This is a genomic window from Amnibacterium sp. CER49 (genome assembly GCF_029846255.1).
In the GTDB taxonomy this organism is placed as follows: domain Bacteria; phylum Actinomycetota; class Actinomycetes; order Actinomycetales; family Microbacteriaceae; genus Amnibacterium.
Window position 1 is genome coordinate 1,131,775 of record NZ_JARVWQ010000002.1, and the last position, 25,960, is coordinate 1,157,734.

The 25,960-nt window shown below is 69.3% G+C and carries 19 protein-coding genes, 2 rRNA genes and 1 riboswitch; of the genes, 7 read left to right on the plus strand and 14 right to left on the minus strand.

Translation table 11 applies throughout. The annotated features are described in order from the left end of the window. Positions 1-39: 39 nt before the first annotated feature. The 3 genes from QDR37_RS15435 to typA form a co-directional block, all read right to left on the minus strand. Positions 40-3,148: ribosomal RNA gene (locus tag QDR37_RS15435) — 23S ribosomal RNA — on the minus strand. A 446-nt stretch (positions 3,149-3,594) separates the two neighbouring features. Further along, positions 3,595-5,113 (minus strand): 16S ribosomal RNA (locus QDR37_RS15440). Together the 16S and 23S rRNA genes form the textbook arrangement of a ribosomal RNA operon. 571 nt (positions 5,114-5,684) lie before the next feature. Continuing rightward, positions 5,685-7,598 carry a translational GTPase TypA gene (typA, locus tag QDR37_RS15445; RefSeq protein WP_279714665.1) on the minus strand — a complete coding sequence of 638 codons (1,914 nt, stop codon included), beginning with the start codon at positions 7,596-7,598 and terminating at the stop codon, positions 5,685-5,687. A gap of 188 nt (positions 7,599-7,786) precedes the next feature. Between typA and QDR37_RS15450 the strand changes: the two genes are divergently transcribed. From QDR37_RS15450 to QDR37_RS15460, 3 genes are read left to right on the plus strand one after another with little or no spacing between them, the layout of a single operon-like run. Continuing rightward, a complete protein-coding gene (locus QDR37_RS15450) occupies positions 7,787-8,788 on the plus strand; it encodes an ATP-binding cassette domain-containing protein (protein WP_279714666.1) in 1,002 nt (333 codons plus the stop codon). After that, on the plus strand, positions 8,785-9,627 hold the full coding sequence (locus tag QDR37_RS15455; RefSeq protein WP_279714667.1) for an ABC transporter permease: 843 nt from the start codon (positions 8,785-8,787) through the stop codon (positions 9,625-9,627). The genes QDR37_RS15450 and QDR37_RS15455 overlap by 4 nt, the downstream gene beginning before the upstream one ends. 38 nt (positions 9,628-9,665) lie before the next feature. Next, the gene (locus QDR37_RS15460; protein ID WP_279714668.1) at positions 9,666-10,184 is read left to right on the plus strand and encodes a GNAT family protein; all 519 of its coding nucleotides are present in this window, start codon (positions 9,666-9,668) and stop codon (positions 10,182-10,184) included. A 24-nt stretch (positions 10,185-10,208) separates the two neighbouring features. Here the strand turns inward: QDR37_RS15460 and QDR37_RS15465 are convergent, their stop codons facing one another. The 6 genes from QDR37_RS15465 to QDR37_RS15490 all read right to left on the minus strand — a co-directional run bounded on the left by QDR37_RS15465 (position 10,209) and on the right by QDR37_RS15490 (position 17,472). Further along, positions 10,209-11,132, minus strand: coding sequence for an acetamidase/formamidase family protein (locus tag QDR37_RS15465; protein WP_279714669.1), 924 nt, complete (start codon positions 11,130-11,132; stop codon positions 10,209-10,211). A gap of 2 nt (positions 11,133-11,134) precedes the next feature. Continuing rightward, positions 11,135-12,283, minus strand: coding sequence for a dipeptide ABC transporter ATP-binding protein (locus tag QDR37_RS15470; protein ID WP_279714670.1), 1,149 nt, complete (start codon positions 12,281-12,283; stop codon positions 11,135-11,137). A gap of 20 nt (positions 12,284-12,303) precedes the next feature. Further along, entirely contained in the window at positions 12,304-13,371 is a 1,068-nt protein-coding gene (locus tag QDR37_RS15475; protein ID WP_279714671.1) for an ABC transporter ATP-binding protein, read from the minus strand. A 25-nt stretch (positions 13,372-13,396) separates the two neighbouring features. After that, complete coding sequence (locus tag QDR37_RS15480; RefSeq protein ID WP_279714672.1) at positions 13,397-14,404, minus strand: ABC transporter permease; 1,008 nt, start codon at positions 14,402-14,404, stop codon at positions 13,397-13,399. 103 nt (positions 14,405-14,507) lie between these two features. Further along, a complete protein-coding gene (locus QDR37_RS15485) occupies positions 14,508-16,295 on the minus strand; it encodes an ABC transporter substrate-binding protein (protein ID WP_279714673.1) in 1,788 nt (595 codons plus the stop codon). A gap of 148 nt (positions 16,296-16,443) precedes the next feature. After that, complete coding sequence (locus QDR37_RS15490) at positions 16,444-17,472, minus strand: ABC transporter permease (protein ID WP_279714674.1); 1,029 nt, start codon at positions 17,470-17,472, stop codon at positions 16,444-16,446. 314 nt (positions 17,473-17,786) lie between these two features. Here QDR37_RS15490 and QDR37_RS15495 point away from each other — a divergent pair, with 314 nt between their 5' ends. The 3 genes from QDR37_RS15495 (at position 17,787) to QDR37_RS15505 (ending at position 19,983) form a co-directional block, all read left to right on the plus strand. Continuing rightward, the gene (locus QDR37_RS15495; RefSeq protein WP_279714675.1) at positions 17,787-18,554 is read left to right on the plus strand and encodes a type II CAAX endopeptidase family protein; all 768 of its coding nucleotides are present in this window, start codon (positions 17,787-17,789) and stop codon (positions 18,552-18,554) included. Beyond that, entirely contained in the window at positions 18,551-19,342 is a 792-nt protein-coding gene (locus QDR37_RS15500) for a GNAT family N-acetyltransferase (RefSeq protein ID WP_279714676.1), read from the plus strand. The genes QDR37_RS15495 and QDR37_RS15500 overlap by 4 nt, the downstream gene beginning before the upstream one ends. A gap of 98 nt (positions 19,343-19,440) precedes the next feature. Further along, a complete protein-coding gene (locus QDR37_RS15505; RefSeq protein WP_279714677.1) occupies positions 19,441-19,983 on the plus strand; it encodes a 2'-5' RNA ligase family protein in 543 nt (180 codons plus the stop codon). Between the two features lie 35 nt (positions 19,984-20,018). On the opposite strand, the gene gcvP is transcribed toward QDR37_RS15505, so the two are convergent. From gcvP to QDR37_RS15530, 5 genes are all read right to left on the minus strand, one after another. Continuing rightward, positions 20,019-22,943: an aminomethyl-transferring glycine dehydrogenase gene (gene gcvP, locus QDR37_RS15510; RefSeq protein WP_279714678.1), complete on the minus strand. Its 2,925-nt coding sequence runs from the start codon at positions 22,941-22,943 to the stop codon at positions 20,019-20,021. Beyond that, a complete protein-coding gene (gene gcvH / locus QDR37_RS15515; protein WP_279714679.1) occupies positions 22,940-23,320 on the minus strand; it encodes a glycine cleavage system protein GcvH in 381 nt (126 codons plus the stop codon). Before gcvH ends, gcvP begins: the two co-directional genes overlap by 4 nt. Position 23,321: 1 nt before the next feature. Continuing rightward, complete coding sequence (gene gcvT / locus QDR37_RS15520; protein WP_279714680.1) at positions 23,322-24,461, minus strand: glycine cleavage system aminomethyltransferase GcvT; 1,140 nt, start codon at positions 24,459-24,461, stop codon at positions 23,322-23,324. A 143-nt stretch (positions 24,462-24,604) separates the two neighbouring features. After that, positions 24,605-24,691: riboswitch (glycine riboswitch) on the minus strand. Between the two features lie 33 nt (positions 24,692-24,724). After that, the gene (locus tag QDR37_RS15525; RefSeq protein ID WP_279714681.1) at positions 24,725-25,108 is read right to left on the minus strand and encodes an STAS/SEC14 domain-containing protein; all 384 of its coding nucleotides are present in this window, start codon (positions 25,106-25,108) and stop codon (positions 24,725-24,727) included. Next, positions 25,108-25,722, minus strand: coding sequence for an LON peptidase substrate-binding domain-containing protein (locus QDR37_RS15530; protein ID WP_279714893.1), 615 nt, complete (start codon positions 25,720-25,722; stop codon positions 25,108-25,110). Before QDR37_RS15530 ends, QDR37_RS15525 begins: the two co-directional genes overlap by 1 nt. A 38-nt stretch (positions 25,723-25,760) precedes the next feature. On the opposite strand from QDR37_RS15530, the gene QDR37_RS15535 reads away from it, so the two are divergent. Continuing rightward, complete coding sequence (locus QDR37_RS15535; RefSeq protein WP_279714682.1) at positions 25,761-25,940, plus strand: hypothetical protein; 180 nt, start codon at positions 25,761-25,763, stop codon at positions 25,938-25,940. Positions 25,941-25,960: the final 20 nt, after the last annotated feature.

The following is a 25,960-nucleotide window of genomic DNA, read 5'->3' on the forward strand; positions in this document are numbered from 1 at the left end:
GAGTGGACGCGAGCACACAACAGCTTTCTTGAACCATGTGTGGTGAAGTCGTCGGCGTATTAGTACCGGTCAGCTCCACACCTTGCGGTGCTTCCACATCCGGCCTATCAACCCAGTCGTCTACTGGGAGCCTCACACCCTCGAGGGGCATGGAAGTCTCATCTTGAAGACGGCTTCCCGCTTAGATGCTTTCAGCGGTTATCCGGTCCGAACGTAGCCAATCAGCGGTGCTCCTGGCGGAACAACTGACACACCAGAGGTTCGTCCATCCCGGTCCTCTCGTACTAGGGATAGATCTTCTCAAACTTCCAACGCGCGCAGCGGATAGGGACCGAACTGTCTCACGACGTTCTAAACCCAGCTCGCGTACCGCTTTAATGGGCGAACAGCCCAACCCTTGGGACCTACTCCAGCCCCAGGATGCGACGAGCCGACATCGAGGTGCCAAACCATGCCGTCGATATGGACTCTTGGGCAAGATCAGCCTGTTATCCCCGAGGTACCTTTTATCCGTTGAGCGACAGCGCTTCCACAAGCCACTGCCGGATCACTAGTCCCGACTTTCGTCCCTGCTCGACCTGTCAGTCTCACAGTCAAGCTCCCTTGTGCACTTACACTCGACACCTGATTGCCAACCAGGTTGAGGGAACCTTTGGGCGCCTCCGTTACTCTTTAGGAGGCAACCGCCCCAGTTAAACTACCCACCAGGCACTGTTCCTGAACCGGATCACGGTCCGAGGTTAGACATCCAGAATGACCAGAGTGGTATTTCAACAACGACTCCACGGACACTGGCGTGCCCGCTTCACAGTCTCCCACCTATCCTACACAAGCCACACCGAACACCAATACCAAGCTGTAGTGAAGGTCACGGGGTCTTTCCGTCCTGCTGCGCGTAACGAGCATCTTTACTCGTAGTGCAATTTCGCCGAGTTCGTGGTTGAGACAGTTGGGAAGTCGTTACGCCATTCGTGCAGGTCGGAACTTACCCGACAAGGAATTTCGCTACCTTAGGATGGTTATAGTTACCACCGCCGTTTACTGGGGCTTAAATTCAGAGCTTCGCCTTGCGGCTGACCCCTCCTCGTAACCTTCCAGCACCGGGCAGGCGTCAGTCCGTATACATCGTCTTGCGACTTCGCACGGACCTGTGTTTTTAGTAAACAGTCGCTTCCCACTGGTCTCTGCGGCCATCACCGCTCCCGGAGCAAGTCCGTTCACGGCTCCGGCCCCCCTTCTCCCGAAGTTACGGGGGCATTTTGCCGAGTTCCTTAACCACGATTCTCTCGATCTCCTCGGTATTCTCTACCTGACCACCTGAGTCGGTTTGGGGTACGGGCGGCTGGAACCTCGCGTCGATGCTTTTCTCGGCAGCATAGGATCACCGATTTCCCCCGTGAGGGGTACCCATCAGGTCTCAGGCTGTATGAGGCACGGATTTGCCAATGCCTCGCCCTACACCCTTGGACCGGGACAACCATCGCCCGGCTCGGCTACCTTCCTGCGTCACACCTGTTAATACGCTAGCCGCACCAGTTCGGGTCGAGTGCTCCACCCCCAGCACCCACAAGGGGCACCGGAGGCTTCGGACTCTTAGCATCACTGGATTGACTGGGGCGGTTCTTCGCCGGTACGGGAATATCAACCCGTTGTCCATCGACTACGCCTGTCGGCCTCGCCTTAGGTCCCGACTTACCCAGGGCGGATTAGCCTGGCCCTGGAACCCTTGGTCTTCCGGAGGACGGGTTTCTCACCCGTCTTTCGCTACTCATGCCTGCATTCTCACTCGTGTGGCGTCCACGGCTGGATTCCTCCGCCGCTTCACCCGCCACACGACGCTCTCCTACCGATCCGCACGACTGGACCACGAAGGCCTGTCACTAATGCGAATCCCACGACTTCGGCGGTGTGCTTGAGCCCCGTTACATTGTCGGCGCGGAATCACTTGACCAGTGAGCTATTACGCACTCTTTCAAGGGTGGCTGCTTCTAAGCCAACCTCCTGGTTGTCTATGCAACTCCACATCCTTTCCCACTTAGCACACGCTTAGGGGCCTTAGTCGGTGGTCTGGGTTGTTTCCCTCTCGACGATGAAGCTTATCCCCCACCGTCTCACTGCTGCGCTCTCACTTACCGGCATTCGGAGTTTGGCTGACGTCAGTAACCTTGTAGGGCCCATCGGCCATCCAGTAGCTCTACCTCCGGCAAGAAACACGCAACGCTGCACCTAAATGCATTTCGGAGAGAACCAGCTATCACGAAGTTTGATTGGCCTTTCACCCCTACCCACAGCTCATCCCCCAGGTTTTCAACCCTGGTGGGTTCGGTCCTCCACGACGTCTTACCGTCGCTTCAACCTGGCCATGGGTAGATCACTTCGCTTCGGGTCTAGGACATGCGACTCACTCGCCCTGTTCGGACTCGCTTTCGCTCCGGCTCCCCCTCACGGGTTAACCTCGCCACATATCGCTAACTCGCAGGCTCATTCTTCAAAAGGCACGCCGTCACAACCACAAGGATCGCTCCGACGGTTTGTAAGCAAACGGTTTCAGGAACTATTTCACTCCCCTCCCGGGGTGCTTTTCACCTTTCCCTCACGGTACTTGTCCGCTATCGGTCATCTGGGAGTATTTAGGCTTACCAGGTGGTCCTGGCAGATTCACACGGGATTTCTCGGGCCCCGTGCTACTCGGGTGCTCCACGACGCGGGAGCGATGTTTCGACTACGGGATTGACACCCTCTCTGATCGGCCGTTCAAGACCGTTCGTCTACACCGCACCACATACGCCCGACGGCTCAGCAGACCATCAAGCGGAGTCCCACAACCCCGGACACGCAACGCCTGCCGGCTTGACACGTGACTCGGTTTAGCCTCTTCCGGTTTCGCTCGCCACTACTCACGGAATCACTGTTGTTTTCTCTTCCTGTGGGTACTGAGATGTTTCACTTCCCCACGTTCCCTCTACCCGCCCTATACATTCAGGCGGGAGTCACCAGGTCACATCGCTGCACCTGGCGGGGTTTCCCCATTCGGACATCCTCGGATCGAAGCCCGCTTATCGGCTCCCCGAGGCTTATCGCAGATTGCTACGTCCTTCTTCGGCTCCAGATGCCAAGGCATCCACCGTTTGCTCTTGAAAACTTGACCACGCATGAGAATCGTGCCCGAACCCCGTCCGAAGACGAGATCCGAGCTCGACCAAAATTGCTGTTCGAACCCGCCACACCACTCCCGAAGAAGCGCCGCGCGGGTTCAGATGCTCGCGTCCACTATGTAGTTCTCAACCTACGGTCGGCACCCCACCCGGACCCGGCCGAAGCCGGACCAGACGAGGTCCGAGGTCCCGAACCGCCCGCACCCGTTCCCGAGCTCCAGCGGCGTCGATCCCTCAGGACCCAACAGCGTGCACACGCCACCACGACAGCAGCGCCCTCTCTTCCAGAACCACCGAAGCGGCTCGTACTGGCAGGACGCCGGCATCCCGGCGACTCATCGTCAATGTTCCACCCTTGAGCAGCCACCCGAGCACGAACGGCTCGGCAGTGGCCTGCCTGGCACGACCACCCGGAGGCGGACGTGCAGGTGCTCCTTAGAAAGGAGGTGATCCAGCCGCACCTTCCGGTACGGCTACCTTGTTACGACTTAGTCCTAATCACCGATCCCACCTTCGACGGCTCCCTCCACAAGGGTTGGGCCACCGGCTTCGGGTGTTACCGACTTTCATGACTTGACGGGCGGTGTGTACAAGGCCCGGGAACGTATTCACCGCAGCGTTGCTGATCTGCGATTACTAGCGACTCCGACTTCATGAGGTCGAGTTGCAGACCTCAATCCGAACTGAGACCGGCTTTTTGGGATTCGCTCCACCTCACGGTATTGCAGCCCTTTGTACCGGCCATTGTAGCATGCGTGAAGCCCAAGACATAAGGGGCATGATGATTTGACGTCATCCCCACCTTCCTCCGAGTTGACCCCGGCAGTCTCCTATGAGTTCCCGGCATGACCCGCTGGCAACATAGAACGAGGGTTGCGCTCGTTGCGGGACTTAACCCAACATCTCACGACACGAGCTGACGACAACCATGCACCACCTGTGCACCCGCCTTGCGGGGCGACCATCTCTGGCCGTTTCGAGTGCATGTCAAGCCTTGGTAAGGTTCTTCGCGTTGCATCGAATTAATCCGCATGCTCCGCCGCTTGTGCGGGCCCCCGTCAATTCCTTTGAGTTTTAGCCTTGCGGCCGTACTCCCCAGGCGGGGCGCTTAATGCGTTAGCTGCGACACGGGAACCGTGGAATGGCCCCCACATCTAGCGCCCAACGTTTACGGCGTGGACTACCAGGGTATCTAATCCTGTTCGCTCCCCACGCTTTCGCTCCTCAGCGTCAGTTACGGCCCAGAGATCTGCCTTCGCCATCGGTGTTCCTCCTGATATCTGCGCATTCCACCGCTACACCAGGAATTCCAATCTCCCCTACCGCACTCCAGTCTGCCCGTACCCACTGCAGGCGCGAGGTTGAGCCTCGCGTTTTCACAGCAGACGCGACAAACCGCCTACGAGCTCTTTACGCCCAATAATTCCGGACAACGCTTGCACCCTACGTATTACCGCGGCTGCTGGCACGTAGTTAGCCGGTGCTTTTTCTGCAGGTACCGTCACTCTCGCTTCTTCCCTGCCAAAAGAGGTTTACAACCCGAAGGCCGTCATCCCTCACGCGGCGTTGCTGCATCAGGCTTGCGCCCATTGTGCAATATTCCCCACTGCTGCCTCCCGTAGGAGTCTGGGCCGTGTCTCAGTCCCAGTGTGGCCGGTCACCCTCTCAGGCCGGCTACCCGTCGTCGCCTTGGTAGGCCATCACCCCACCAACAAGCTGATAGGCCGCGAGTCCATCCCGAACCGAAATTCTTTCCACCCGGAACGATGCCGTTCCAAGTCATATCCAGTATTAGACGTCGTTTCCAACGCTTATCCCAGAGTCCGGGGCAGGTTACTCACGTGTTACTCACCCGTTCGCCACTGATCAGCGGAGCAAGCTCCGCATCACCGTTCGACTTGCATGTGTTAAGCACGCCGCCAGCGTTCGTCCTGAGCCAGGATCAAACTCTCCATAAAGGTCTAGACCCGCCACCCGAAAGCAACGGAAACCAGGATGCAGCCACCAGACGGGAACCGACCGGCGGACTACGAGTTCAATCATGACTGTCGGATGTCTACTGACATCCATCAATCCAAAGGAATCTCCCGACCAGACAGAGCCTGGCCGACGAGGTTTATTGGCATTGACAATTGTGCACGCTGTTGAGTTCTCAAAGATCGACCGCACACCACCCACCGAAGCTTCCACTCCGGCGACCTGGGGCACCTCGATCGTCCCGAATCCTTCTCCGCTCCGCCGGGCATCCCGTCGGTTCCGCGGCCCGAAGGCTTCAGAGGCTTCCCGCTTGAGGCCGGAGCGCTTCCGCGCTTTCCGCACCGTCTGGGGGCGAGAGGAGAAGTTACGTGGATCCGGGCCGCTGCGCAAACACGTGGGACACCTCGGGCGTGTCGCGGAGGTGCGCACGGGCCGCCGCTCCGCTGCCCGGGCTTCCGAGGGCACGGCACGGGCGCCGGCGGCGGCCTGCGGGAACGACGACGGCCCCTCGGTCGGCGGGACCGAGGGGCCGTGCGGGAAGGGACGACGGTGTCAGGCGTCGGCCATCTGCCGCTTCATGCGCGAGGCGGCACGGCCGCGCGCGGTCTGGTCGAGCTCCACCTTGCGGATGCGCACGGCCGTCGGGGTCACCTCGACGCACTCGTCGTCGCGGGCGAACTCGAGGCTCTCCTCGAGCGACAGCTCGCGCGACGGGGTGAGGCGCTCCAGCTCGTCCGCCGTGGACGAGCGGATGTTGTTCAGCTGCTTCTCCTTGGTGACGTTCACGTCCATGTCGTCCTGGCGGGAGTTCTCGCCGACGACCATGCCCTCGTAGACCTCCTCCGTCGGCTTGACGAAGAACGTCCCCCGCTGCTGCAGGTTCTGCAGCGCGAACGGCGTGACGACGCCCGAGCGGTCCGCGACCATCGAGCCGTTCACGCGGGTCGTGATCGCGCCCGCCCAGCGGTCGTAGCCGTCCGAGATCGCATTCGCGATGCCGGTGCCGCGGGTGACCGTGAGGAACTCGGTGCGGAAGCCGATGAGGCCGCGGGACGGCACGCGGAACTGCATGCGCACCCACCCGGTGCCGTGGTTCGTCATGCCCTGCATGACGCCCTTGCGGGCCGCGAGCAGCTGCGTGACGGCGCCGAGGTACTCCTCCGGGGCGTCCACGGTGAGGTGCTCGAAGGGCTCCTGCAGGTGGCCGTCGACCTGCTTCGTCACCACCTGCGGCTTGCCGACCGTGAGCTCGTAGCCCTCGCGGCGCATCTGCTCGACGAGGATCGCGAGCGCGAGCTCGCCGCGCCCCTGGACCTCCCAGGCGTCGGGGCGACCGGCGTCGAGCACACGGATGGACACGTTGCCGATCAGCTCGCGGTCGAGCCGGTCCTTGACGAGGCGCGCGGTGAGCTTGTGCCCCTTGCCCCCCTTGCCCGCGAGCGGCGAGGTGTTCGTGCCGATGAGCATCGAGATCGCGGGCTCGTCGACGTGGATGGCCGGGAGCGGCCGGACGTCGTCGGGATCGGCGAGCGTGTCACCGATGGTGATGTCGGGGATGCCGGCCACCGCGACGATGTCGCCGGCCGCCGCCGACTCGGTCGGATAGCGCTCGAGCGCCCGCGTGGCGAGCAGCTCGGTGATCCGCACGTTCGAGGACTCCTTGCCGGCCCGTACCCACGCGACCGTCTGCCCCTTGCGGATCGTGCCGTTGAAGACGCGGATGAGCGCGAGACGGCCGAGGAACGGCGACGCGTCGAGGTTCGTGACGTGCGCCTGGAGCGGGGCCTCGTCGTCGTAGGACGGCGCGGGGATGTGCTTCAGCACCGCCTCGAACAGCGGTTCGAGGTCGTCGTTGTCGGGCAGCCGCCCGTTGTCGGGCCGGTTCCAGCTCGCGGCCCCGTTCCGCCCGGACGCGTACACGACCGGCACATCGAGGATGGCGTCGAGGTCGAGGTCGGGCACGTCGTCGGCGAGGTCGGACGCGAGTCCGAGCAGCAGGTCGTGCGACTCCTCGACGACCTGCTCGATGCGGGCGTCAGGACGGTCGGTCTTGTTGACGACGAGGATCACGGGCAGCTTGGCCTCGAGCGCCTTGCGCAGCACGAACCGGGTCTGCGGCAGGGGCCCCTCGGAGGCGTCGACGAGCAGCACGACGCCGTCGACCATCGACAGCCCGCGCTCGACCTCGCCGCCGAAGTCGGCGTGGCCCGGGGTGTCGATGACGTTGATCGTGACCGGACCGTCGGTGTGCGCGCCGCGGTAGGTGATCGCCGTGTTCTTCGCGAGGATGGTGATGCCCTTCTCGCGCTCGAGCTCGTTGCTGTCCATCGCGCGCTCGTCGACGTGGGCGTGCTCGGCGAACGAGTGGGTCTGCTTCAGCATCGCGTCGACGAGGGTGGTCTTGCCGTGGTCGACGTGCGCGACGATGGCGACGTTGCGCAGGTCGGAGCGGGTGGCGTGCGCCATCGGTGGGCGTCCTTCCGGAGGCTTCAGGAGCCCGGCGCGCATCGGGCGGGCACCGGGGGGCGGCGGAGCGCCGCGGGGCAGGGCTCGACGTGCGAGCGCGAGACCCTGACGGGAACGATGGTACCGGGGCCGGTATTCCGCGCCTGCGAGCGCTCGACCGCTGTCCGCGCCCGTCGGTAGCCTGCGCCATGGCCTTCCTCGAGGCGCGCGACCTCCGCGTCACCTACCGGCCGCGCAGGGCGCCCGTCGTGAAGGCGCTCGACGGCCTCAGCCTCGCCGTCCCCACAGGCACGGTCCTCGGCCTGCTCGGCCCGAACGGCGCCGGCAAGTCGACCACCGTGAAGGTGCTCACCACGCTGATCCGGCCCGAGTCGGGCACGGCGACGATCGACGGGGTCGACGTGCTCCGCGAGCCCGACCGGGTGCGGCGCATGATCGGCGTCTCCGGGCAGTACGCGGCGGTCGACGAGAACCTCTCCGCGTTCGAGAACCTCGACATGGTCGGCCGGCTCTACCACCTGTCGGCCCGCGACTCGAGGCGGCGAGCCCTCGAGCTGCTCGAGCTGTTCGACCTGATGGACGCCCGCACCCGGCCGGTCAAGGGGTTCTCGGGCGGCATGCGCCGCCGCATCGACCTCGCCTGCGCCCTCGTGATCGACCCGCCGGTGCTGTTCCTCGACGAGCCGACGACGGGCCTCGACCCCCGCAGCCGGCTCGGGCTCTGGGAGGTGATCGGCCGCCTGGTCGAGGGCGGCACGACCGTGCTCCTCACCACCCAGTACCTCGAGGAGGCCGACCGCCTCGCCGACGACATCGCCGTCATCGACCACGGGCAGGTCATCGCGCGCGGCACGGCCGACGAGCTGAAGTCGCAGATCGGCGGTCAGCGCGTGCAGCTGACGCTCGTCTCCCCCGCCGACGCGGACCTCGTGCGGCCCGTGCTCGCGCGGGTCGGCACCGGCCCCGTGCAGGACTCGAACGACGGCCGGACGCTCGGTGTCACGGTCGCCGACGGCGCGAGCGCGCTGCAGGAGGTGCTCGGCGAGGTGCGGCGCGCGGGCCTCGCCCTCCACGACATCGGCATGGAGCGGCCGACGCTCGACGACGTGTTCCTCGGTCTCACCGGGCACGCCACCTCCGCGGGGGACGCGGCGCCTGCGCAGCAGCCGGCGGGGCGGAGCGCACGATGAGCGCACCCGCCGGCGTCGCCCCCGTGCCGCGCACCCTGGGGCCCGTCGCGCAGTGGTTCTCTGACGGGTGGATCACCACGCGCCGCAACCTGATCAAGATCCGGCGGGTGCCCGACATCCTCGTCTTCACGACGCTGCAGCCGATCATGTTCGTGCTGCTGTTCAGCTACGTCTACGCGGGGTCGATCGACATCCCGGGCAGCAGCTACAAGGAGTTCATCATGGCGGGCATCTTCGCCCAGACCGTGGTGTTCGGCTCCACCTTCTCCGGCTCCGCGATCGCGAACGACCTCCGCGACGGCATCATCGACCGATTCCGCACCCTGCCGATGCGGCCGTCCGCGGTGCTCGTCGGCCGCACGAACGGCGACCTGCTCATCAACGCGCTGTCGATGGTCGTGATGATGGCCACCGGGCTGATCGTCGGGTGGCGCGTGCACTCGAGCCCGCTCGAGGCGCTCGCCGCGGTCGCGCTGCTGCTCGGCTTCGCCTACGCGCTCTCGTGGGTCATGGCGCTGCTCGGCATGAGCGTGCGCAGCCCCGAGGTGATCAACAACGTGTCGTTCCTCGTGCTCTTCCCGCTCACGTTCATCTCGAACGCGTTCGTCCCGAGCGAGAACCTGCCGACGCCGCTGCGCGTCTTCGCCGAGCTGAACCCCGTGTCGGCGCTCGTGCTCGCCGCCCGCACCCTGTTCGGCAACGTGCCGCCGCACGCACCGCCGGGCGGATCGTGGACGCTGCAGCATCCGATCCCCGCCGTGCTGATCGGCATGGCCGTGCTGCTCGTCGTGTTCGTGCCCCTCGCGATCCGCCGCTTCGGCCGCATCACGACGCGCTGATCGCCGTACCTGCCGTGCCCGCCGTTAGTGTGACGCGCATGCGGGAGGTGCGGCTGCGGCCCTACACGGCGGACGACGCGGCGCGCTTCGACGCGATGCCGCAGGAGCCGGAGGGGGTCGACTTCTTCGGCTACCGCCGTACGAACGCCTTCGCGGCGCGGTACGCCCGCGACGGGTTCCTCGGCGAGGACCACGGCGGCCTCGCCGTCGACGTCGACGGCGCCGGCTACGTCGGCGACGTGCAGTGGTTCGCGCTGCACCACGGGCCGAAGGGCGTCGCCCGGGCCCTCAACATCGGCATCGAGCTCCTGCCGGAGCACCGCGGGCGCGGCTACGGCACCGCCGCGCAGCGGCTCGTCGCCGAGTACCTCTTCGCGACCACGACCATCGAGCGGCTCGAGGCCGGAACCGACCTCGAGAACGTCGCCGAGCAGCGGGCGCTGACGAAGGCCGGCTTCGTGCGCGAGGGCGTGCTGCGCCACGCATGGTTCCGGGCGGGCGCCTGGCACGACCAGGTGCTGTTCAGCCGGCTCCGCGGCGACCCCTCCCCCGCCTGACGGGCGCCGGCCCCCGGGACCCGGTCAGCGGAAGATCGAGTTCGGCAGGTATGCGCTGACGACCCAGTTCGGCTGGTCGACGACCTCGCTGATCTTCAGGTCGACGATGACGCTGCAGAGCACGTAGGCGTCGAGCGGGTCGAGCCGGTAGGTGCGCCCGAGGTGGTCGATCATCGCCCGGACCGCGTCCTGCGAAGCCGTCATCAGGTCGGGGGCGACGCCCATCGTCGCGTAGTAGCCGGCGTCGTCGATGCCGGCGCGCAGCGGACCGCTCGTGCGGAACTGCGGCGCGGGCAGCGCGAGGCCCTTGTGCAGCCTCACGCGGAGCGCCCCGGAGAGGCTCGCCTCGATCGCGGCGCCGCACACCTCGCCGTCACCCTGCGCCGCGTGCGGATCGCCGACCATGATCCGCGCGCCCGGGACCTGCACCGGCAGCAGGATGCTCGCGCCGTGGGTGATGTCGCGGGTGTCGATGTTGCCGCCGAAGTGTCCCGGCGGGAACGGCGACAGCGGCTCGGCGGTGTCGGGCGTCGCGCCCATCACGCCGAGGAACGGCCGCAGCGGGATCGTCGCGATCCCCTTGAAGTCCGCGACGCCGTCGCCCAGCTCCCAGCGGTGCACGTGCAGGTCGGGGAAGTCGTCGGCGAGCAGGCCGAAGTCCTCCAGCACGCTGGTCCAGCCCCAGGTGCCCGACCGGTACTCGACCACCTCGAGCTCGACCGCGTCGCCCGGCTCCGCGCCCGCGACGAGCACGGGGCCGACGAGCGGGTAGAGCAGGTCGTAGTCGAGGTGCGGCACGGGCTGCCCGTTGCGGAAGCCGTCGAGCTGGCCCGCGGCGCACTCGACCGCGTCGAAGGTGATGACGTCGCCGTCCGCGACCTCGAGCACCGGCTCGTGCTCGGGCGTCCAGAGCCGGGCGGGCGGACCGGGGACGGCGTGCGTCGCCACCGCTACTCGATCCCGGTGCCGGGCGCGCCCGCGGCCGTCTTGCGGATCACCTCGCGGATGCCGGTGCTGCGGGGCGCGGGCGCCTCGCCGTCGATGATGTCGCTGCGCACCTCGGCGAAGTGGCAGTACACCGACTGGCCGGGCCGCTTGTCCTCGAGCACGGGCTCCTCGGTGCGGCAGCGCTCGCGCTCGCCGTCGGACAGCTGGTCGCGGTACTTCGGGCAGCGGGTGTGGAACACGCAGCCCGACGGCGGGTTCGAGGGGCTCGGCAGGTCGCCGGTGAGCAGGATGCGCTCGCGCCGCGCCTCGACCGTGGGGTCCGGGATCGGCACCGCCGACAGGAGCGCGTGGGTGTACGGGTGCATCGGCGCCTCGTACAGCGTGTCGCGGTCGGTGATCTCCATGATCTTGCCGAGGTACATCACGGCGACGCGGTCGGAGATGTGCCGGACGACCGAGAGGTCGTGCGCGATGAAGACGTAGGCGAGACCGAACTCGTTCTGCAGGTCCTCGAGCAGGTTCACGACCTGCGCCTGCACCGACACGTCGAGCGCCGAGACGGGCTCGTCGCAGACGATGAGCTGCGGGCGCAGCGCGAGGGCCCGGGCGATGCCGATGCGCTGCCGCTGGCCGCCCGAGAACTCGTGCGGGTAGCGGTTGTAGTGCTCCGGGTTCAGGCCGACGCGCTCCATGAGGCCCTGCACGGCCTTCTTGATGCCGCCCTCGGGGTGCGCGCCCTGGATGCGGAACGGCGAGCCGACGATCGTGCCGATCGTGTGCCGCGGGTTCAGCGACGAGTACGGGTCCTGGAAGATCATCTGGACCTCGCGCCGCAGCGGCCGCATCTGCCCCGTCGACAGGTCGGCGATCTCCTTGCCCTGGAACCGGATCGACCCGCTCGTCGGCTCGATGAGCTTCGCGATCACGCGACCGGTCGTCGACTTGCCGCAGCCGGACTCGCCGACGAGGCCGAGCGTCTCGCCCTGGTGGAGCGCGAAGCTGACGCCGTCGACGGCCTTGACGGGGTTGCCCCGCCGGCCGAACAGGCCGGCCGAGCGGCCGGGGAAGTGCTTGCGCACGTCCCGGACCTCGAGCAGGGGCGCGCCGGCCGGAGGGGTGGCGGCGCCGGGCGCCGCGGAGGTGGTGGTCATCGTTCGGAGTCCTGCCGTTCTCAGAGCTTGGGCTTGATCTCGAGCTCGAAGAGCCGCCGGCGCTCCTCCGGCTCGATGTGGCAGCGCACCTCGTGCCCCGGCGCCGTGGGCAGGAGCTGCGGGTGCTCCGTGAAGCAGCGCCGGCCCTCGACGTGGTCGGAGAAGCGGCACCGGGTGTTGAACACGCAGCCGGTCGGCACGTTGATGAGCGACGGCGGCTGCCCGGGGATGGGCGTGAGGCGCTCCTGCCGCACCCGGTCCATGCGCGGCATCGAGCCGAGCAGGCCCCAGGTGTAGGGCATCTCGGGCAGCTCGAACACGTCGTCGACGGAGCCCTTCTCGACGCACTGCCCGCCGTACATGACGACGACGTGGTCGCAGGTCTCGGCGACGACGCCGAGGTCGTGCGTGATGAGGATGACCGCGGAGTTCAGCTCGTCGCGGAGGTCCTTGATCAGCTCGAGGATCTGCGCCTGCACCGTCACGTCGAGCGCGGTGGTCGGCTCGTCGGCGATCAGCAGCTTCGGCTGGCAGATGAGCGCCATCGCGATCATCGCCCGCTGCCGCATGCCGCCCGAGAACTGGTGGGGGTAGTCGTCGACGCGGCCGGGCGCGTTCGGGATGCCGACCTTCTCGAGCATCTCGATCGTGCGGGCGCGGGCCTCGCGGGCCGACACCTTGTTGTGCACCCGGTACGCCTCGGCGATCTGGTCGCCGATCGTGTAGAAGGGGTGCAGGCTCGACAGCGGGTCCTGGAAGATCATCGCGATCTCGCTGCCGCGCACGCCGCGCATCTCCTCGTCGGAGAGCGGCACCAGGTCGCGCCCGTCGAGCCAGATGTGCCCGCTGATCCTCGCCCGCGAGCCCTTGTGCAGCCCGAGGATCGCCTGCGCGGTGACGCTCTTGCCGGAGCCGGACTCGCCGACGATGCCGAGGATCTCGCCGCGCCGGAGCTCGAAGCTCAGGCCGTCGACGCTCTTCACGAGGCCGTCCTCGGTCGGGAAGTGGACCTTCAGGTCCTCGACGGAGAGGAACAGCTCGGCGTCGCGCGCGGTCGCGACCGCGGGGGCCGGTGTGGTGCTGGCCATGTGGGTGCCTCCAGTCGCGCCGGCGCTAGACCGTGACGCGGGGGTCGATGACGGCGTAGAGCACGTCGACGATGAAGTTCGCGATCACCAGCGCCACCGCGGCGACGATGGTGACGCCGAGGATGACGGGCAGGTCCTGCTGCCGCACCGACTGGATCGACAGGTAGCCGAGCCCGCGGAGGTTGAACACGCTCTCCGTGATCACCGTCGAGCCGATGAGCGTGCCGAAGTCGATGCCGAAGATCGTGACGATCGGGGTGAGCGCGGCGCGGAGGCCGTGCTTCACGACGATCGTGCGGCGGTCGAGCCCCTTCGCCCGCGCGGTGCGGATGTAGTCCTCGCCCATCGTCTCGATCATGTTCGAGCGGGTGAGCCGCGCGTAGAGCGCCGCGAAGATGAACGCGAGCGAGACCCACGGCAGCAGCATGCTCTCGAACCAGCCGAGCGGGTCGGTCGTGAGCGGCACGTAGCCGGTGCCGGGCAGCCAGCCGAGCGTGTAGACGAAGAGCAGCAGCAGCACCGGGCCGGTGAAGAAGATCGGGAGCGACACCGCGGCGAGGGCGCCGGTCATGCCGGCGCGGTCGACGAACGAGCCGGGCTTGAGGCCGGAGAAGGTGCCGACGAGCACGCCGCCGACGAGCCACAGGATCGCCGCGCCGATGCAGAGGCTGAGGGTCACGGGCCAGGCGTTGCCGATGAGGGTGCTGACGAGGTCGTTCTGGCGGAACGAGTAGCCGAAGCACGGGAACGGGCACTGCACGGGGGCGGACGTGCCGTCGGTGATCGTCTTGCCGAAGATGCCGGTGAGGAACTGCCAGTACTGGACCGGGATGGGCTGGTCGAAGCCGAAGCGGTGGATCAGCGCCTGCAGCTGCGGGGATCCCGGCGGGTACGGGACCTTGCCCGTGTAGTAGTACACGGGCGACGTGTGCGACAGCAGCGGCGCGAGCTGGAAGATCCCGAAGGTCAGCACGCTGACGATGAAGACCACGAGGATCATGCCGGCGAACCGGACGAGGATGAAACGGATCATGGGGCGCTACGCGACGGTGACCGGCCGAGCCGAGGCCCGGCCGGTCACCGCGTTCGCATCCTTCCTATCGATCAGACCGACGGGATGCTGGGCGGAACGGTGATTACTTCATCACCCCGACGTTGACCACGTCGTACGCGCCGAAGCCGAGCGCGTTGTTGCAGGTGACGTTCGTCATCCGCGTGCTGCGGTACCAGAGGTCCTTCGAGTACCGGGTCGGGATGAACTGCGCCGTGTCCATGAGCGCGTGGTTCAGCTGCTTGCCGAGCGCGTCGGTGACCGGCTGACCCGTGTTGTTCAGGATCTTGTTCACCGTCGGGTCGTTGATGCTCGCGTAGTTGCTGTTGCCCTCGGGGAGGATCGCGGAGCCGTTGACGATGTTCTGGTAGAAGCCGTAGAGCGTCGGGAAGTCGGCGCCCCAGCCGGCCGTGATGATGCCGAGACCCTGGTTCTTCACGTTCGCCGGCGAGCCGACGAAGGTGGAGTAGTAGTTCTCGGCGCTCGTCGTGGCGGGCGTCACCTGGATGCCCACGCGGCCGAGCGCGCTCTTGATGTTCGCGAAGCCCTTGCCGTTCGTGGCGTCAGGCGTCGCGTAGGCGACCTTGGTGCTGAAGCCGTTCGGCTGGCCGCACTGCTGCAGCTCCTTCTTCGCGGCCGGGATGTTGCCGGTGTTGTCCTTGCCGTCCGGGTACGGGTTGTACGAGGGCTCGTAGCCCGGGATGCCCGGAGGGGTCGCGGAGTTCGCGATCTGACCGGCGGCGGGGCCACCGGCGATGGCGAGCGACGCCGACTTGTTCAGCGCGTAGGCGATGGCACGGCGGCAGTGGACGTTGTCGAGCGGCTTCACCGAGGAGGCGATCGCGTAGTAGCGCGTCGTCGGGCCGGCCGGGTTGTCGGCCTGCGCCTTGTACTTCGGCTGCGTGAGGATCGCCGACTGGAACGTCGGGTTGACACCCTGCTCCATGCGGGCGTCGGCCGCGCCGGACTTCAGCTGCTGGTCGATGTCGTCGCTGTTGCTGTCGACGGTGAGGTCGATCTCGTCGACGAGCGGCTTGCGGATCGTGTCGGTGCTCTGCGACCAGTACTTGTTCCGCGTGAAGACGATGCTCTTCTGCGGCGTGTACGACTGGATCTGGAACGGGCCGGACGAGACCGGGTGCTTCGTGTAGGTGGCGCCGACGAAGCCGGAGCCGCCCTCGACCTTGCTGGGGACCGGCGCGGAGGTCGGCAGGGCCAGCAGGTAGTTGAAGTCGGCGAACGGCTGCTTCAGGTGGAACGTGATGCTGTCGCTCGTCGTGGAGATCGCCGACGCGGGCAGGTCACCGCTCTTGTAGGGGCCCTTGTACGACTTCGGCGCGTTGATCACGTTGACGAAGTAGAAGCCGGGGCCACCCGTGATGACGTCCGTCGCGTAGGAGCGCTCGACGGCGTACTTGATGTCCTCGGGGGTGATCGGCTTGCCGTCGGAGTACTTGAGCCCGCTCTTCAGCTTGTACGTGAACTCGGTGTAGTTCGCGTTGTGCTGGCCCATGTCGGTCGCGAGGTCGGGCGCGAGGGTGAACTTCGTGCCGTCGACCTTGCTGTAGTTGATGAGCGTGCGGCTGAAGACGCGCTGCATGTTGAGGCACCAGCCGTAGTACGTCCGGGCCGGGTCCCACGAGTCGCAGTCGGAGCTGGACAGCAGCTTCAGCGTGCCGCCCTTCTTCGTGGACGGGTTGATGGCCTTGTCGACCGCCGCGCTGAATCCGTTGGTGACCGCGGATCCGCCGTTGGATCCGTTGCTGCCGTTGCTGGTGCCACCCTTGCTGCCGCCGCCTGAGCAGCCGGCGAGCAGCATGGCTCCAGCCAGGGCGACGCTGGCTGCTGCCAGCGTCCTCCTCTTGAACCTCATCGAGATGTCCTCTCGTTCCTGTGCTGTGACCGGCAGGGTGCGTCTGCCGGGTTGGGCGTCTCTCGGCGCCCGGCGGACGACGGCCGGGTTCGGCCGTCCTCCGCACGTCTGGGTGCGACCGGGGTGGTCGCGGGAAGGGTCGTCGGGGTCACCTCGAACCACGTGGGTCGAGGGCGTCGCGCAGGCCGTCACCGAAGAGGTTGAACGCGAGCACGGAGATGAAGATGGCGAGTCCCGGCAGGAACAGGTACCAGGGGTCGATCTGCACGTAGCCGCCCGCGTCGGAGAGCATCTGCCCCCAGGAGGGCGTCGGCGGGATGACCCCGATGCCGAGGAAGGAGAGGCCCGCCTCGCCGAGCATGTTGCTCGGGATCGCGAGGGTCGTGTACACGAGGATCGGGCCGACGAGGCTCGGCAGGATCTCGCGGAACATGATGTGGACGTTGCCGGCGCCGAGGCTGCGGGCGGCCTCGACGAACTCCTTCTCGCGCAGCGACAGGACCTGTCCGCGCACGATGCGGCCGATGTAGGGCCAGCTGAAGAAGCCGAGCACGAAGACGATGACCGCGTAGCGGACCATCGCGGCCGAGCTGATGAAGCCGGTGACCGTGATCAGCGCGATCGAGAAGAGCAGCACCGGGAACGACAGCAGCACGTCCATGATCCGCGACAGCACGGTGTCGATCCAGCCGCGGTAGAAGCCGGCGATCAGGCCGAGGGCGACGCCGAGGACCAGCGACAGCGCCGTCGCGAGGCCGGCGATGACGAGCGAGGTGCGCGCGCCGAAGAGCAGGTTCGTGAGGATGTCCTGCCCGCCGATCGGCGTGATGCCGAGCCAGAAGCGTCCGCTCACGCCACTGAAGGCCCCGATCGGCATCTGCGTGAGCGGGTCGAGCAGCTTGGCCGCCTCGGCGCCGGAGTTGTGCTGGGCCGCGTAGTCCTGGCCGTAGAGGCTCGCCAGCGGGTCGGCGAGCGCGGCGAGCAGGATCAGCAGGATGATCACGACGCCGCCCGCCATGGCGGGCTTGTCGCGGCGGAGGCGCCGCCAGGCGAGGGCCCAGAGGGACCGGCCCTTGATCTGGGCGGGGCCGCGCTGGTCCTCCGGCTCGAGGCCCGCGCCGGTGAGACCGTCCTCGGCGGCGACGACCTCGAGCTCGTTCGGGCTGCCCAGCGTCATCGCCGCACCCCTTTCCGCATGTTCCAGGGTCCGGATGGGGCCGGACCGTCCACGGCACGCCGGCGGCGCCTCGAGTGGTCACCCACCTCGGCGCCGTCTCCCGGCGAAGTCGAAGGTAGCGTAAGGACCGCGCCGCTCCCGGCCAAAATGGGAGAGGGAATTCGTTACACGCTGGAAACCGGAGCGAGAACGCCGGACGACATCCGAGGGGATTCTGTGCGTCGTCAAGGGGTGAGCCGCACGATCATTGCGTCTCGCACCGCTTCGCGCTGCACGCCCTCAGGACGCTCCGGGCACCCCTCCGGGAGTCGCGGGTGAGCGCGGAGCCCGGTCTCGAGGCTCCGGTGCGGCCCGCCCGACCCGGCCGCGAGGTGCTCCTCGTGCTCGGTCTGTCGCTCGGCGCCTCGGCGGTCTACGCGGCGGTCTCGCTCGCCGACTCGCTCTCGCGGGGCCCGCTCAAGGGGCAGACGACGACCCTGAACCCGAGCCAGAGCGACCGGCCCGTGTTCGACCTCATCTACCAGCTGCTCGGGCTCGCGACCGACCTCGTGCCGGTGCTGCTCGCCCTCTACCTGCTCGGTGCCGGCGCGCTGCGCCGGATCGGGCTCGACGCCCGTCGCCCCCGCTTCGACCTGGTCGCCGGGGTCGTCCTCGCGCTCTGCATCGGCCTGCCCGGGCTCGGGCTCTACTTCGGCGCCGTCGCGCTCGGCCTGAACCTGCAGGTGGCGACGAGCGGCATCGGACCGCAGTGGTACGCGATCCCCGTGCTCGTGCTCTCGGCGCTCCGCGCCGCGGTGCAGGAGGAGGTGATCGTCGTCGGCTACCTCTTCACCCGGCTCGACGAGCTGCGCTGGCGGCCGTGGCTCGTCGTCGCCGCCAGCGCGCTGCTGCGCGGCTCGTACCACCTCTACCAGGGCTTCGGCGGCTTCGTCGGCAACGCCGTCATGGGCGTCGTCTTCGGCCTGGTCTACCGCCGCTTCGGCCGCGTCGCGCCCCTCGTCGTGGCCCACTTCCTGCTCGACTTCGTGAGCTTCGTCGGCTACGACCTGCTGAAGGCGCTCGCGCCCGGGCTGCTGCCGTGACGCGTCCGTCGCTCGCCTTCGCCACGGACGTCGCCGCGCGGCTGCTCGAGGGCGGCGTGCTCGAGCGGCACGAGGGTCACCGGGTGGTGCGGACCCCCGCGAACCCGGCCTTCCGCTGGGGCAACTTCGTGCTCGCCGACGCCGGGGCCGACCTGACCGCCCCGGAGCGGTGGGCCGCGGCGCACGCGGCGGCCTTCCCCGGCGCGGGCTTCGTCAGCATCGGCGTCGACGAGGCCGAGCCTCACGTCGACGAGGCGGCCTGGACCGCCGCCGGGTTCACCGTGGAGCACGCGGTGGTGCTCGAAGCGCCGGCGGCTCGGATCGCTGCCGAGCAGCCGTCCCCCTCCGTCGCCGTCGAGGAGGTCCTGGACGACGCCGGCTGGGCCGACGTGCTCGCGATCGAGCTCGAGCTCGGCCCTCCCGACGACCCGGCCTCCGCCCCGTTCGCGACGGCCCGGGTCGCCGCGCAGCGCGCCGCGACGGCCCGCGGCCTCGGCGTCTGGCTCGGCGCGCGGCCCGACGCCCGGATCGTCTCGGCGCTGGGGCTCTACCCGCTCGCGGACGGCGTCGCGCGCTACCAGAACGTCGGCACGCTGTCCCGTGCGCGGCGCCAGGGCCTCGCCGGCGCCCTCGTCCGCGCGGGCGCCCGAGCGGCGCTGGAGCGGGGGCGGACGCGCCTCGTGATCGTGGCCGATCCGGACGGGCCCGCCATCGCGCTCTACCGACGGCTCGGCTTCACCGGCACCGAGACGCAGGTGCAGCTCACCCGCCTCGCGCCGCCCGCCTGACCGTCCTGCGCATTCGGGTTACATGGATGTCATTCGCGGTGGGGCATCCGTAGCCTTCGTTCCGTGAGGACGCCCCTGACCGGCGCGTGCGGCCGCTGATGGTGCAGAGCGTCGAGCTGCTGCTCGATCCCGCCGCCGAGGACCGGGTGCGCGCGGACTGGGACGCGCTCGCCGCCGTCGACCTGCCGAGCCTCGCCTCAAACGCCCACGAGAGCAACCGGCCGCACGTGACCGTCGCGGTCGCCGAGACCGGCCTCACGCCGGCCCTGGACGGCCTGCAGGCCGTCTTCCGCGGCTGGGAGCTCGCCACCGAGGGCCTCGCCGGCATCGTGGGCGGTCCCGTGCTGTTCGGCGGCCAGCGCGGCCGCTGGGTGCTCGCCCGGCAGATCGTGCCGTCGCGGCCCCTGCTCACGATGCACAGCGCCGTCCACCGGATGATCGCCCTGGAGGCGCCCGGCGCGGAGGTCGTCGACCAGACCGTGCCGGACGGCTGGACCGCCCACGTCACGATCGCGCGCCGCATCCCCGCAGGGCGGCTGGCCGAGGCCCTCGGGCTGCTCGATCCCGATCCGCTCCCCTGCCGCTTCGTCGCCGCCCGGCTGTGGGACGGCGGCGCGAGGACGGTGACGCCGCTGGCCTGAGGCGGCTCGTGACCGGGCCGCCTCAGGCCTCCCGATCACGCGAAGGCGTCGACCGGCGGGCAGGCGCACACGAGGTTGCGGTCGCCGTACGCCTGGTCGATGCGCCGCACCGGCGGCCAGTACTTGCCGCGCACGGCCCGCAGCCGGTCGGCGCCCTTGCCCCCGTGAGCGAGGACGGTCTCGAAGGGGTAAGCGGCGGTGCGCCGGTCGTACGGGTGCGTCCACTCGTCCGCGGTGACCGCCTGCGCCGTGTGCGGGGCGTTCCTCAGGGGGTTGTCGTCGGCGGCCCACTCCCCCGCGCCCACGCGGTCGGCCTCGGCACGGATCGCCCGCATCGCGGCGACGAAGCGGTCGAGCTCGGCGAGGTCCTCGCTCTCGGTCGGCTCGACCATGAGCGTGCCCGGCACCGGGAACGACATCGTCGGCGCGTGGAAGCCGTGGTCGATGAGACGCTTCGCCACGTCGTCGACGGTCACCCCGGTCTCCGCGGTCAGCGGCCGGAGATCGAGGATGCACTCGTGCGCGACGAGGCCGTCCTCGCCCCGGTAGAGCACCGGGTAGGCGTCGGCGAGGCGCGCGGCCACGTAGTTCGCCGCGAGCACCGCGGCGTCGGTGGCGGCGCGGAGGCCGTCGCGGCCCATCATCCGCACGTAGGCCCACGAGATCGGCAGGATGCCCGGTGACCCGTAGGGGGCGGCGGCGACGGGCGGCCCGTCGAAGACCCGCGCGTCCTGGGCGAAGGGATGGCCCGGCAGGTACGCGGCGAGGTGCTGCTTCGCGGCCACCGGGCCGACACCGGGGCCCCCGCCGCCGTGGGGGATGCAGAACGTCTTGTGCAGGTTCAGGTGCGAGACGTCGCCGCCGAAGTCGCCGAAGCGGGCGTGGCCGAGCAGCGCGTTGAGGTTCGCGCCGTCGACGTACACCTGCCCGCCGGCGGCGTGCACCGCGTCGGTGACCTGCCGCACCTGCTCCTCGTAGACGCCGTGCGTCGACGGGTAGGTGATCATGAGGGCCGCGAGGTCGTCGGCGTGCTGCGCGATCTTCGCGTGCAGGTCGGCGAGGTCGACGTTGCCGAGCTCGTCGCAGGCGACGACCACGACCTTCATGCCGGCGAGCACCGCGCTCGCGGCGTTCGTGCCGTGCGCGGACGACGGGATGAGGCACACGGTGCGCCCCTCGCCGCCGTTCGCCCGGTGGTACGCGCGGATCGCGAGGAGACCCGCGAGCTCGCCCTGGCTGCCCGCGTTCGGCTGCAGGCTCACCGCGTCGTAGCCGGTGAGCTCGCTGAGCCAGCCCTCCAGCTGACGGATCAGCTCGAGCGACCCGGCCACGTCGTCCGCGGGGGCGAACGGGTGCAGGTCCGCGAACTCGGGCCAGGTGACGGCCGCCATCTCGGTCGCGGCGTTCAGCTTCATCGTGCACGAGCCGAGCGGGATCATGCCGCGGTCGAGCGCGTAGTCGAGGTCGGCGAGGTACTTGAGGTACCGCATCATCGCCGTCTCGCTGTGGAAGGTGTTGAACACCGGGTGGGTGAGGTACTCGCTCTCGCGGGCGAGCCCGGCGGGCAGGCCGTCCGGGGCGTCGACGTCCTGCTCCGGGGCGTCCTCGAGGCCGAGCGCGGCGACGAGGTCGGGCTGGAAGCGGGCGGCGTCGGCGGCGGTGACCTCGTCGAACGCGATGCCGACCGTCGTCGCATCGACCCGGCGGAGCCAGACGCCGTGCTCCCGGGCCCGAGCGAGGGCCGCGTCCGCGTCCTGCACCCCGACGAGGATCGTGTCGAAGAACTGCTCCGACCTGACCTCGGCGCCGCGGCGGCGCAGCTCCGCCGCCGCGGACAGGGCGGCCGCGTGCACGTCGCGAGCGATGCGGCGCAGGCCCGCAGGGCCGTGGTAGACGGCGTACATCGACGCCATGACGGCGAGCAGCACCTGCGCGGTGCAGATGTTGCTCGTCGCCTTCTCGCGGCGGATGTGCTGCTCGCGCGCCTGCAGGCTGAGCCGGTAGGCGGGCGCGCCGTCGGCGTCGACGCTCACGCCGACGAGCCGGCCCGGCAGCTGCCGCTCCAGGCCGGCGCGCACCGCGAGGTAGCCCGCGTGCGGGCCGCCCATCGCCATCGGCACGCCGAAGCGCTGCGTGGTGCCGGCGGCGACGTCGGCGCCGAGCTCGCCCGGCGCCTTCAGCAGCGTCGCGGCGAGCAGGTCGGCGGCCGCGACGGCGATCGCGCCCCGCCCGTGCGCCGCCGCGATCACGGCCGACGGGTCCCAGACCCGGCCGGATGCGCCCGGGTACTGGACGAGCACGCCGAAGCAGTCGCCCTCGGGCAGGCCTGCGCCCTGCAGGTCGGCGAGCACCAGCTCGATGCCGACGGCGGCGGCCCGCCCCGACAGCACCGCGAGGGTCTGGGGCAGCGTGTCGGCGTCGACGACGAAGCGGTCCGTGCGCGCCTTGCTCGCGCGGCGGGCGAGCAGCATCGCCTCCACGACGGCGGTCGCCTCGTCGAGCATCGACGCGTTCGCGGTGGCGAGCCCCGTGAGGTCCGAGACCATCGTCTGGAAGTTCAGCAGCGCCTCGAGGCGGCCCTGCGAGATCTCCGGCTGGTACGGCGTGTAGGCGGTGTACCAGCTCGGGTTCTCGAGCACGTTGCGGCGGATGACCGCGGGGGTGAGCGTGCCGGAGTAGCCGAGACCGATCATCGAGGTGCGGACCGTGTTCCGGGCCGCGAGGGCGCGGAGCTCGGCGAGCGCCTCCGCCTCGGTCGCGGCGGCCGGCAGCACGGTCGGCGCGTCGGCCTCGATCTGGATCGTGTCGGGCACCGCGGTGGCGAGCAGCGTGTCGACGTCGGGCTGCCCGACGGCCTCGAGCATGCGCCGCTGCGCCTCGGCGTCGGTGCCGATGTGGCGCGCGGCGAACGCGGACGAGCCCTCGAGCGCCGTCGCGGGCTTCGTGGTCAGGTCGGTCATGCGCCCTCCGTCATCCGCTTGTACTCGTCGTGGTCGAGCAGCCGGGGCAGCTCGGTGACCCGGACGCGCAGCAGCCAGCCGCGGCCGAACGGGTCGCCGTTCACCACCTCGGGCGATGCGGCGACCTCGTCGTTCACCTCCTCGACGACGCCGGTGACCGGCGCGTAGAGCTCGCCGACCGACTTCGTCGACTCGAGCTCCCCCACGACCTCGCCCGCCGTCACCTCCGTGCCGACCGCCGGCAGGTCGACGAACACGATGTCGCCGAGCCGGTTCGCCGCGTAGTCGGTGATGCCGACCGTGGCGATCCCGGCGTCGCCGTCGGCGTCGACCCACTCGTGCTCGGCGGTGTAGCGGAGCTCCTGCTCGCCCTTCATGTCAGGCCTTTCGCTTGTAGAACGGGAGGGGGACGACGGTCACGGGCAGCCCCGTGCCGCGCACGTCGATCGAGAGCTCGGCGGCCCGGGCGTCCTGGTCGACGTAGGCCATGGCGATCGGGTGGCCGAGCGTGGGGCTCAGCGCGCCGCTCGTCACGACGCCGACCTCGCGGTCGCCGGCGCGGACCGGGTAGCCCTTCCGGCCGGCGCGACGGCCCTCGGCGGCGAGGCCGACGAGCACGCGGCCCGAGCCCGCCTCGGTCGCCTCGACGGCGGCGCGGCCCACGTAGTCGGCCCGCTTCTCGCGGCGGACGAGACGGCCGAGACCGGCCTGCTGCGGCGTGGTGACGGGCAGCAGCTCGTTGCCGTAGAGGGGCATGCCGGCCTCGAGGCGGAGGGTGTCGCGGGCGGCGAGCCCGACGGGCAGCACGCCGGAGCCGCGTCCGGTGGAGAGCAGCGCCGACCACAGCTCGGCCAGCACGCCCGACGCGGTGAAGATCTCGAAGCCGTACTCGCCGGTGTAGCCGGTCCGCGCGACGAGGACGGGGTGGCCCCGGAACTCGCCCGCGAGGAAGCGGTAGTTGCCGAGGCCGCGGACGAGCTCGGCGAAGCGCTCCTCGGTCCGGCCGTCGCCGTCGGCCGAGAACCCGCCGGTCTCGAGCAGCACGTCGAGCGACAGCGGCCCCTGCAGGGCGATCAGCCCGACGTCGTCCGACTCGTCCTGCACCGCGCAGTCGAAGGCCGCGGCGCGCTCGCGGAGCGCGGCGGCGACGACCTCACGGTTCGCGGCGTTCGCGACGACGAGGAAGCGGTCCTGCCCCGTGCGGTAGACGACGAGGTCGTCGAGGACGCCGCCCTGCTCGTTCAGCAGCAGCGTGTAGCGGGCCCGGCCCTCCTCGACGAGGGAGAGCTCGCCGAGCAGCGCGGCGTCGAGGGCCTCGGCGGCCTGCGGGCCGAGCACCACGATCTCACCCATGTGGGAGAGGTCGAAGAGCCCCGCGGCGGTGCGCACGGCGGTGTGCTCCGCGAGCTCGCTGCCGAACTTGAGCGGCATCTCCCAGCCGCCGAAGTCGGTGAACGCGGCGCCCTCGCGCACATGGACGTCGTGCAGGGGCGATCGGCGGGACGACGGTTCGGTCACAGGGCTCTCCTGGCGCTCCAGATGTGCCGGACGGGTGTCCGGCCGCTCCCCCTCTGTCGCTGCGCCTGAGAGATTCGGTGCCGCTCGCGGCACCTTTCACCGTGGGCGGGAGCCCGTGGATGGGCTCCGCTTTCCAGAGCGGCCAGTCCGACGCGGTGCTGGACCTGAGAGATTGCCGGGGAGGTTGCTCCTTCGGTGCCGGGCGTGCCCGGCTCTCCCGCGTCGGCCGTACGGCCACGTGTGTTCGGTTGTCGGGAAGGAGCCTAACCGAGCGGACCGGCGCCGCTCGCACCCTCCTGCTGCAACCAGTCGAGCGCGGCGTCGCGCTGCCCCGGCGGGAAGACGCGCACCTCGAGGCCGCGCTCCGCGGCGCCCCGGGTCGCGCCGTCGGCGAGGAAGCCCTTGTCCGTGACGAGCGCCGCGCGACGCACGGCGCCGAGCAGCGGCGACGAGGCGAGCTCGCGCAGCGCGCCGAGCCCCGTGACGAGGCCGAGGCGGCGGACGACGCCGAGGAGGCGCACCGAGCCGTGCTCGCGCACGACCTGGTCGACGACGCGAGCGGCGTCGCGGACGGCGCCGCCGCCGAAGCCGCCGTCGACGACCACCTCGACGACGTCGGTGCCGGGCAGCGGGGTGGCGGCGAGCATCAGGACTCCTCCTCCGGTCGGGTGCCGCCGTAGACCTCGTCGATGTCGGTGACGAGTTCGGCGGTGCGCTCGAGCAGGCGCTTCAGGTCGGTGGAGCGGAGCAGGTCGAGCTGGTCGAGCTCGCCGAGCGGAGCGATCGCGGCGAGCTGCCAGCACGCAGCAGCCGGGTCGTCGTCGAGGCCGACGTCGGCCGGCCAGCGCAGCTCGGCGAACTCGCCGACCCGCTTGATCACGCGGCGCACGAGCCGCTCGGTGGTCTCGAGCAGCGGGGCGAGCTCGGCCGTCCAGGGCGGGTCGGGCAGGTCCCGCACCTCCGCCCTCGGGTACGGGTCGTCGTCGCCCCATGAGACGACCTCGATGCGCCGGACGCCCTGCGCGAGCACGAGCACCGTCTCATCCGCGGTGTCGAGGTCGGACACCTGCGCCACGGTGCCGATGTCGACCCGGGCGTCGCCGCCGCCGACCTCCTGCCCGCGCTCGATGAGGACGACCCCGAACTCGGCGGGTTCGTCCTGCAGGATCGCGCCGAGCATGGCGAGGTAGCGCGGCTCGAAGACGCGCAGCGGCAGCGGCATGTGCGGGAAGAGCACCGAGCCGAGCGGGAACATGGCCATGTCGGTCACGCTCCAAGCACACCACGCGCGGACGGGCGGTGCTGCACGCCGACCCGGGCCCGGTGCGCTGGTGCCCCGGCCCGGTGGTCGGCGGCGCGCGCGTCCGCGACCTCACGCTCCGGGACGACCGCCCGGGCCGCACGGCGGCGGAGGTGGCGGTGCGGCTCGGCTCCGCAGCCGCCGTCGCGGAGGCGGCGCCGGCGCGCCTGCCGCGCTGAGCTCGTCCCGCCGCGCGTCA

Bases quoted from the DNA above. Each gene is read 5' to 3' on its own strand.
- typA (WP_279714665.1), bottom strand. From the start codon at position 7,598: ATGGCGCACGCCACCCGCTCCGACCTGCGCAACGTCGCCATCGTCGCG.
- QDR37_RS15450 (WP_279714666.1), top strand. From the start codon at position 7,787: ATGGCCTTCCTCGAGGCGCGCGACCTCCGCGTCACCTACCGGCCGCGC.
- QDR37_RS15455 (WP_279714667.1), top strand. From the start codon at position 8,785: ATGAGCGCACCCGCCGGCGTCGCCCCCGTGCCGCGCACCCTGGGGCCC.
- QDR37_RS15460 (WP_279714668.1), top strand. From the start codon at position 9,666: ATGCGGGAGGTGCGGCTGCGGCCCTACACGGCGGACGACGCGGCGCGC.
- QDR37_RS15470 (WP_279714670.1), bottom strand. From the start codon at position 12,283: ATGACCACCACCTCCGCGGCGCCCGGCGCCGCCACCCCTCCGGCCGGC.
- QDR37_RS15475 (WP_279714671.1), bottom strand. From the start codon at position 13,371: ATGGCCAGCACCACACCGGCCCCCGCGGTCGCGACCGCGCGCGACGCC.
- QDR37_RS15480 (WP_279714672.1), bottom strand. From the start codon at position 14,404: ATGATCCGTTTCATCCTCGTCCGGTTCGCCGGCATGATCCTCGTGGTC.
- QDR37_RS15485 (WP_279714673.1), bottom strand. From the start codon at position 16,295: ATGAGGTTCAAGAGGAGGACGCTGGCAGCAGCCAGCGTCGCCCTGGCT.
- QDR37_RS15490 (WP_279714674.1), bottom strand. From the start codon at position 17,472: ATGACGCTGGGCAGCCCGAACGAGCTCGAGGTCGTCGCCGCCGAGGAC.
- QDR37_RS15505 (WP_279714677.1), top strand. From the start codon at position 19,441: ATGGTGCAGAGCGTCGAGCTGCTGCTCGATCCCGCCGCCGAGGACCGG.
- gcvP (WP_279714678.1), bottom strand. From the start codon at position 22,943: ATGACCGACCTGACCACGAAGCCCGCGACGGCGCTCGAGGGCTCGTCC.
- gcvH (WP_279714679.1), bottom strand. From the start codon at position 23,320: ATGAAGGGCGAGCAGGAGCTCCGCTACACCGCCGAGCACGAGTGGGTC.
- QDR37_RS15525 (WP_279714681.1), bottom strand. From the start codon at position 25,108: ATGCTCGCCGCCACCCCGCTGCCCGGCACCGACGTCGTCGAGGTGGTC.
- QDR37_RS15530 (WP_279714893.1), bottom strand. From the start codon at position 25,722: ATGGCCATGTTCCCGCTCGGCTCGGTGCTCTTCCCGCACATGCCGCTG.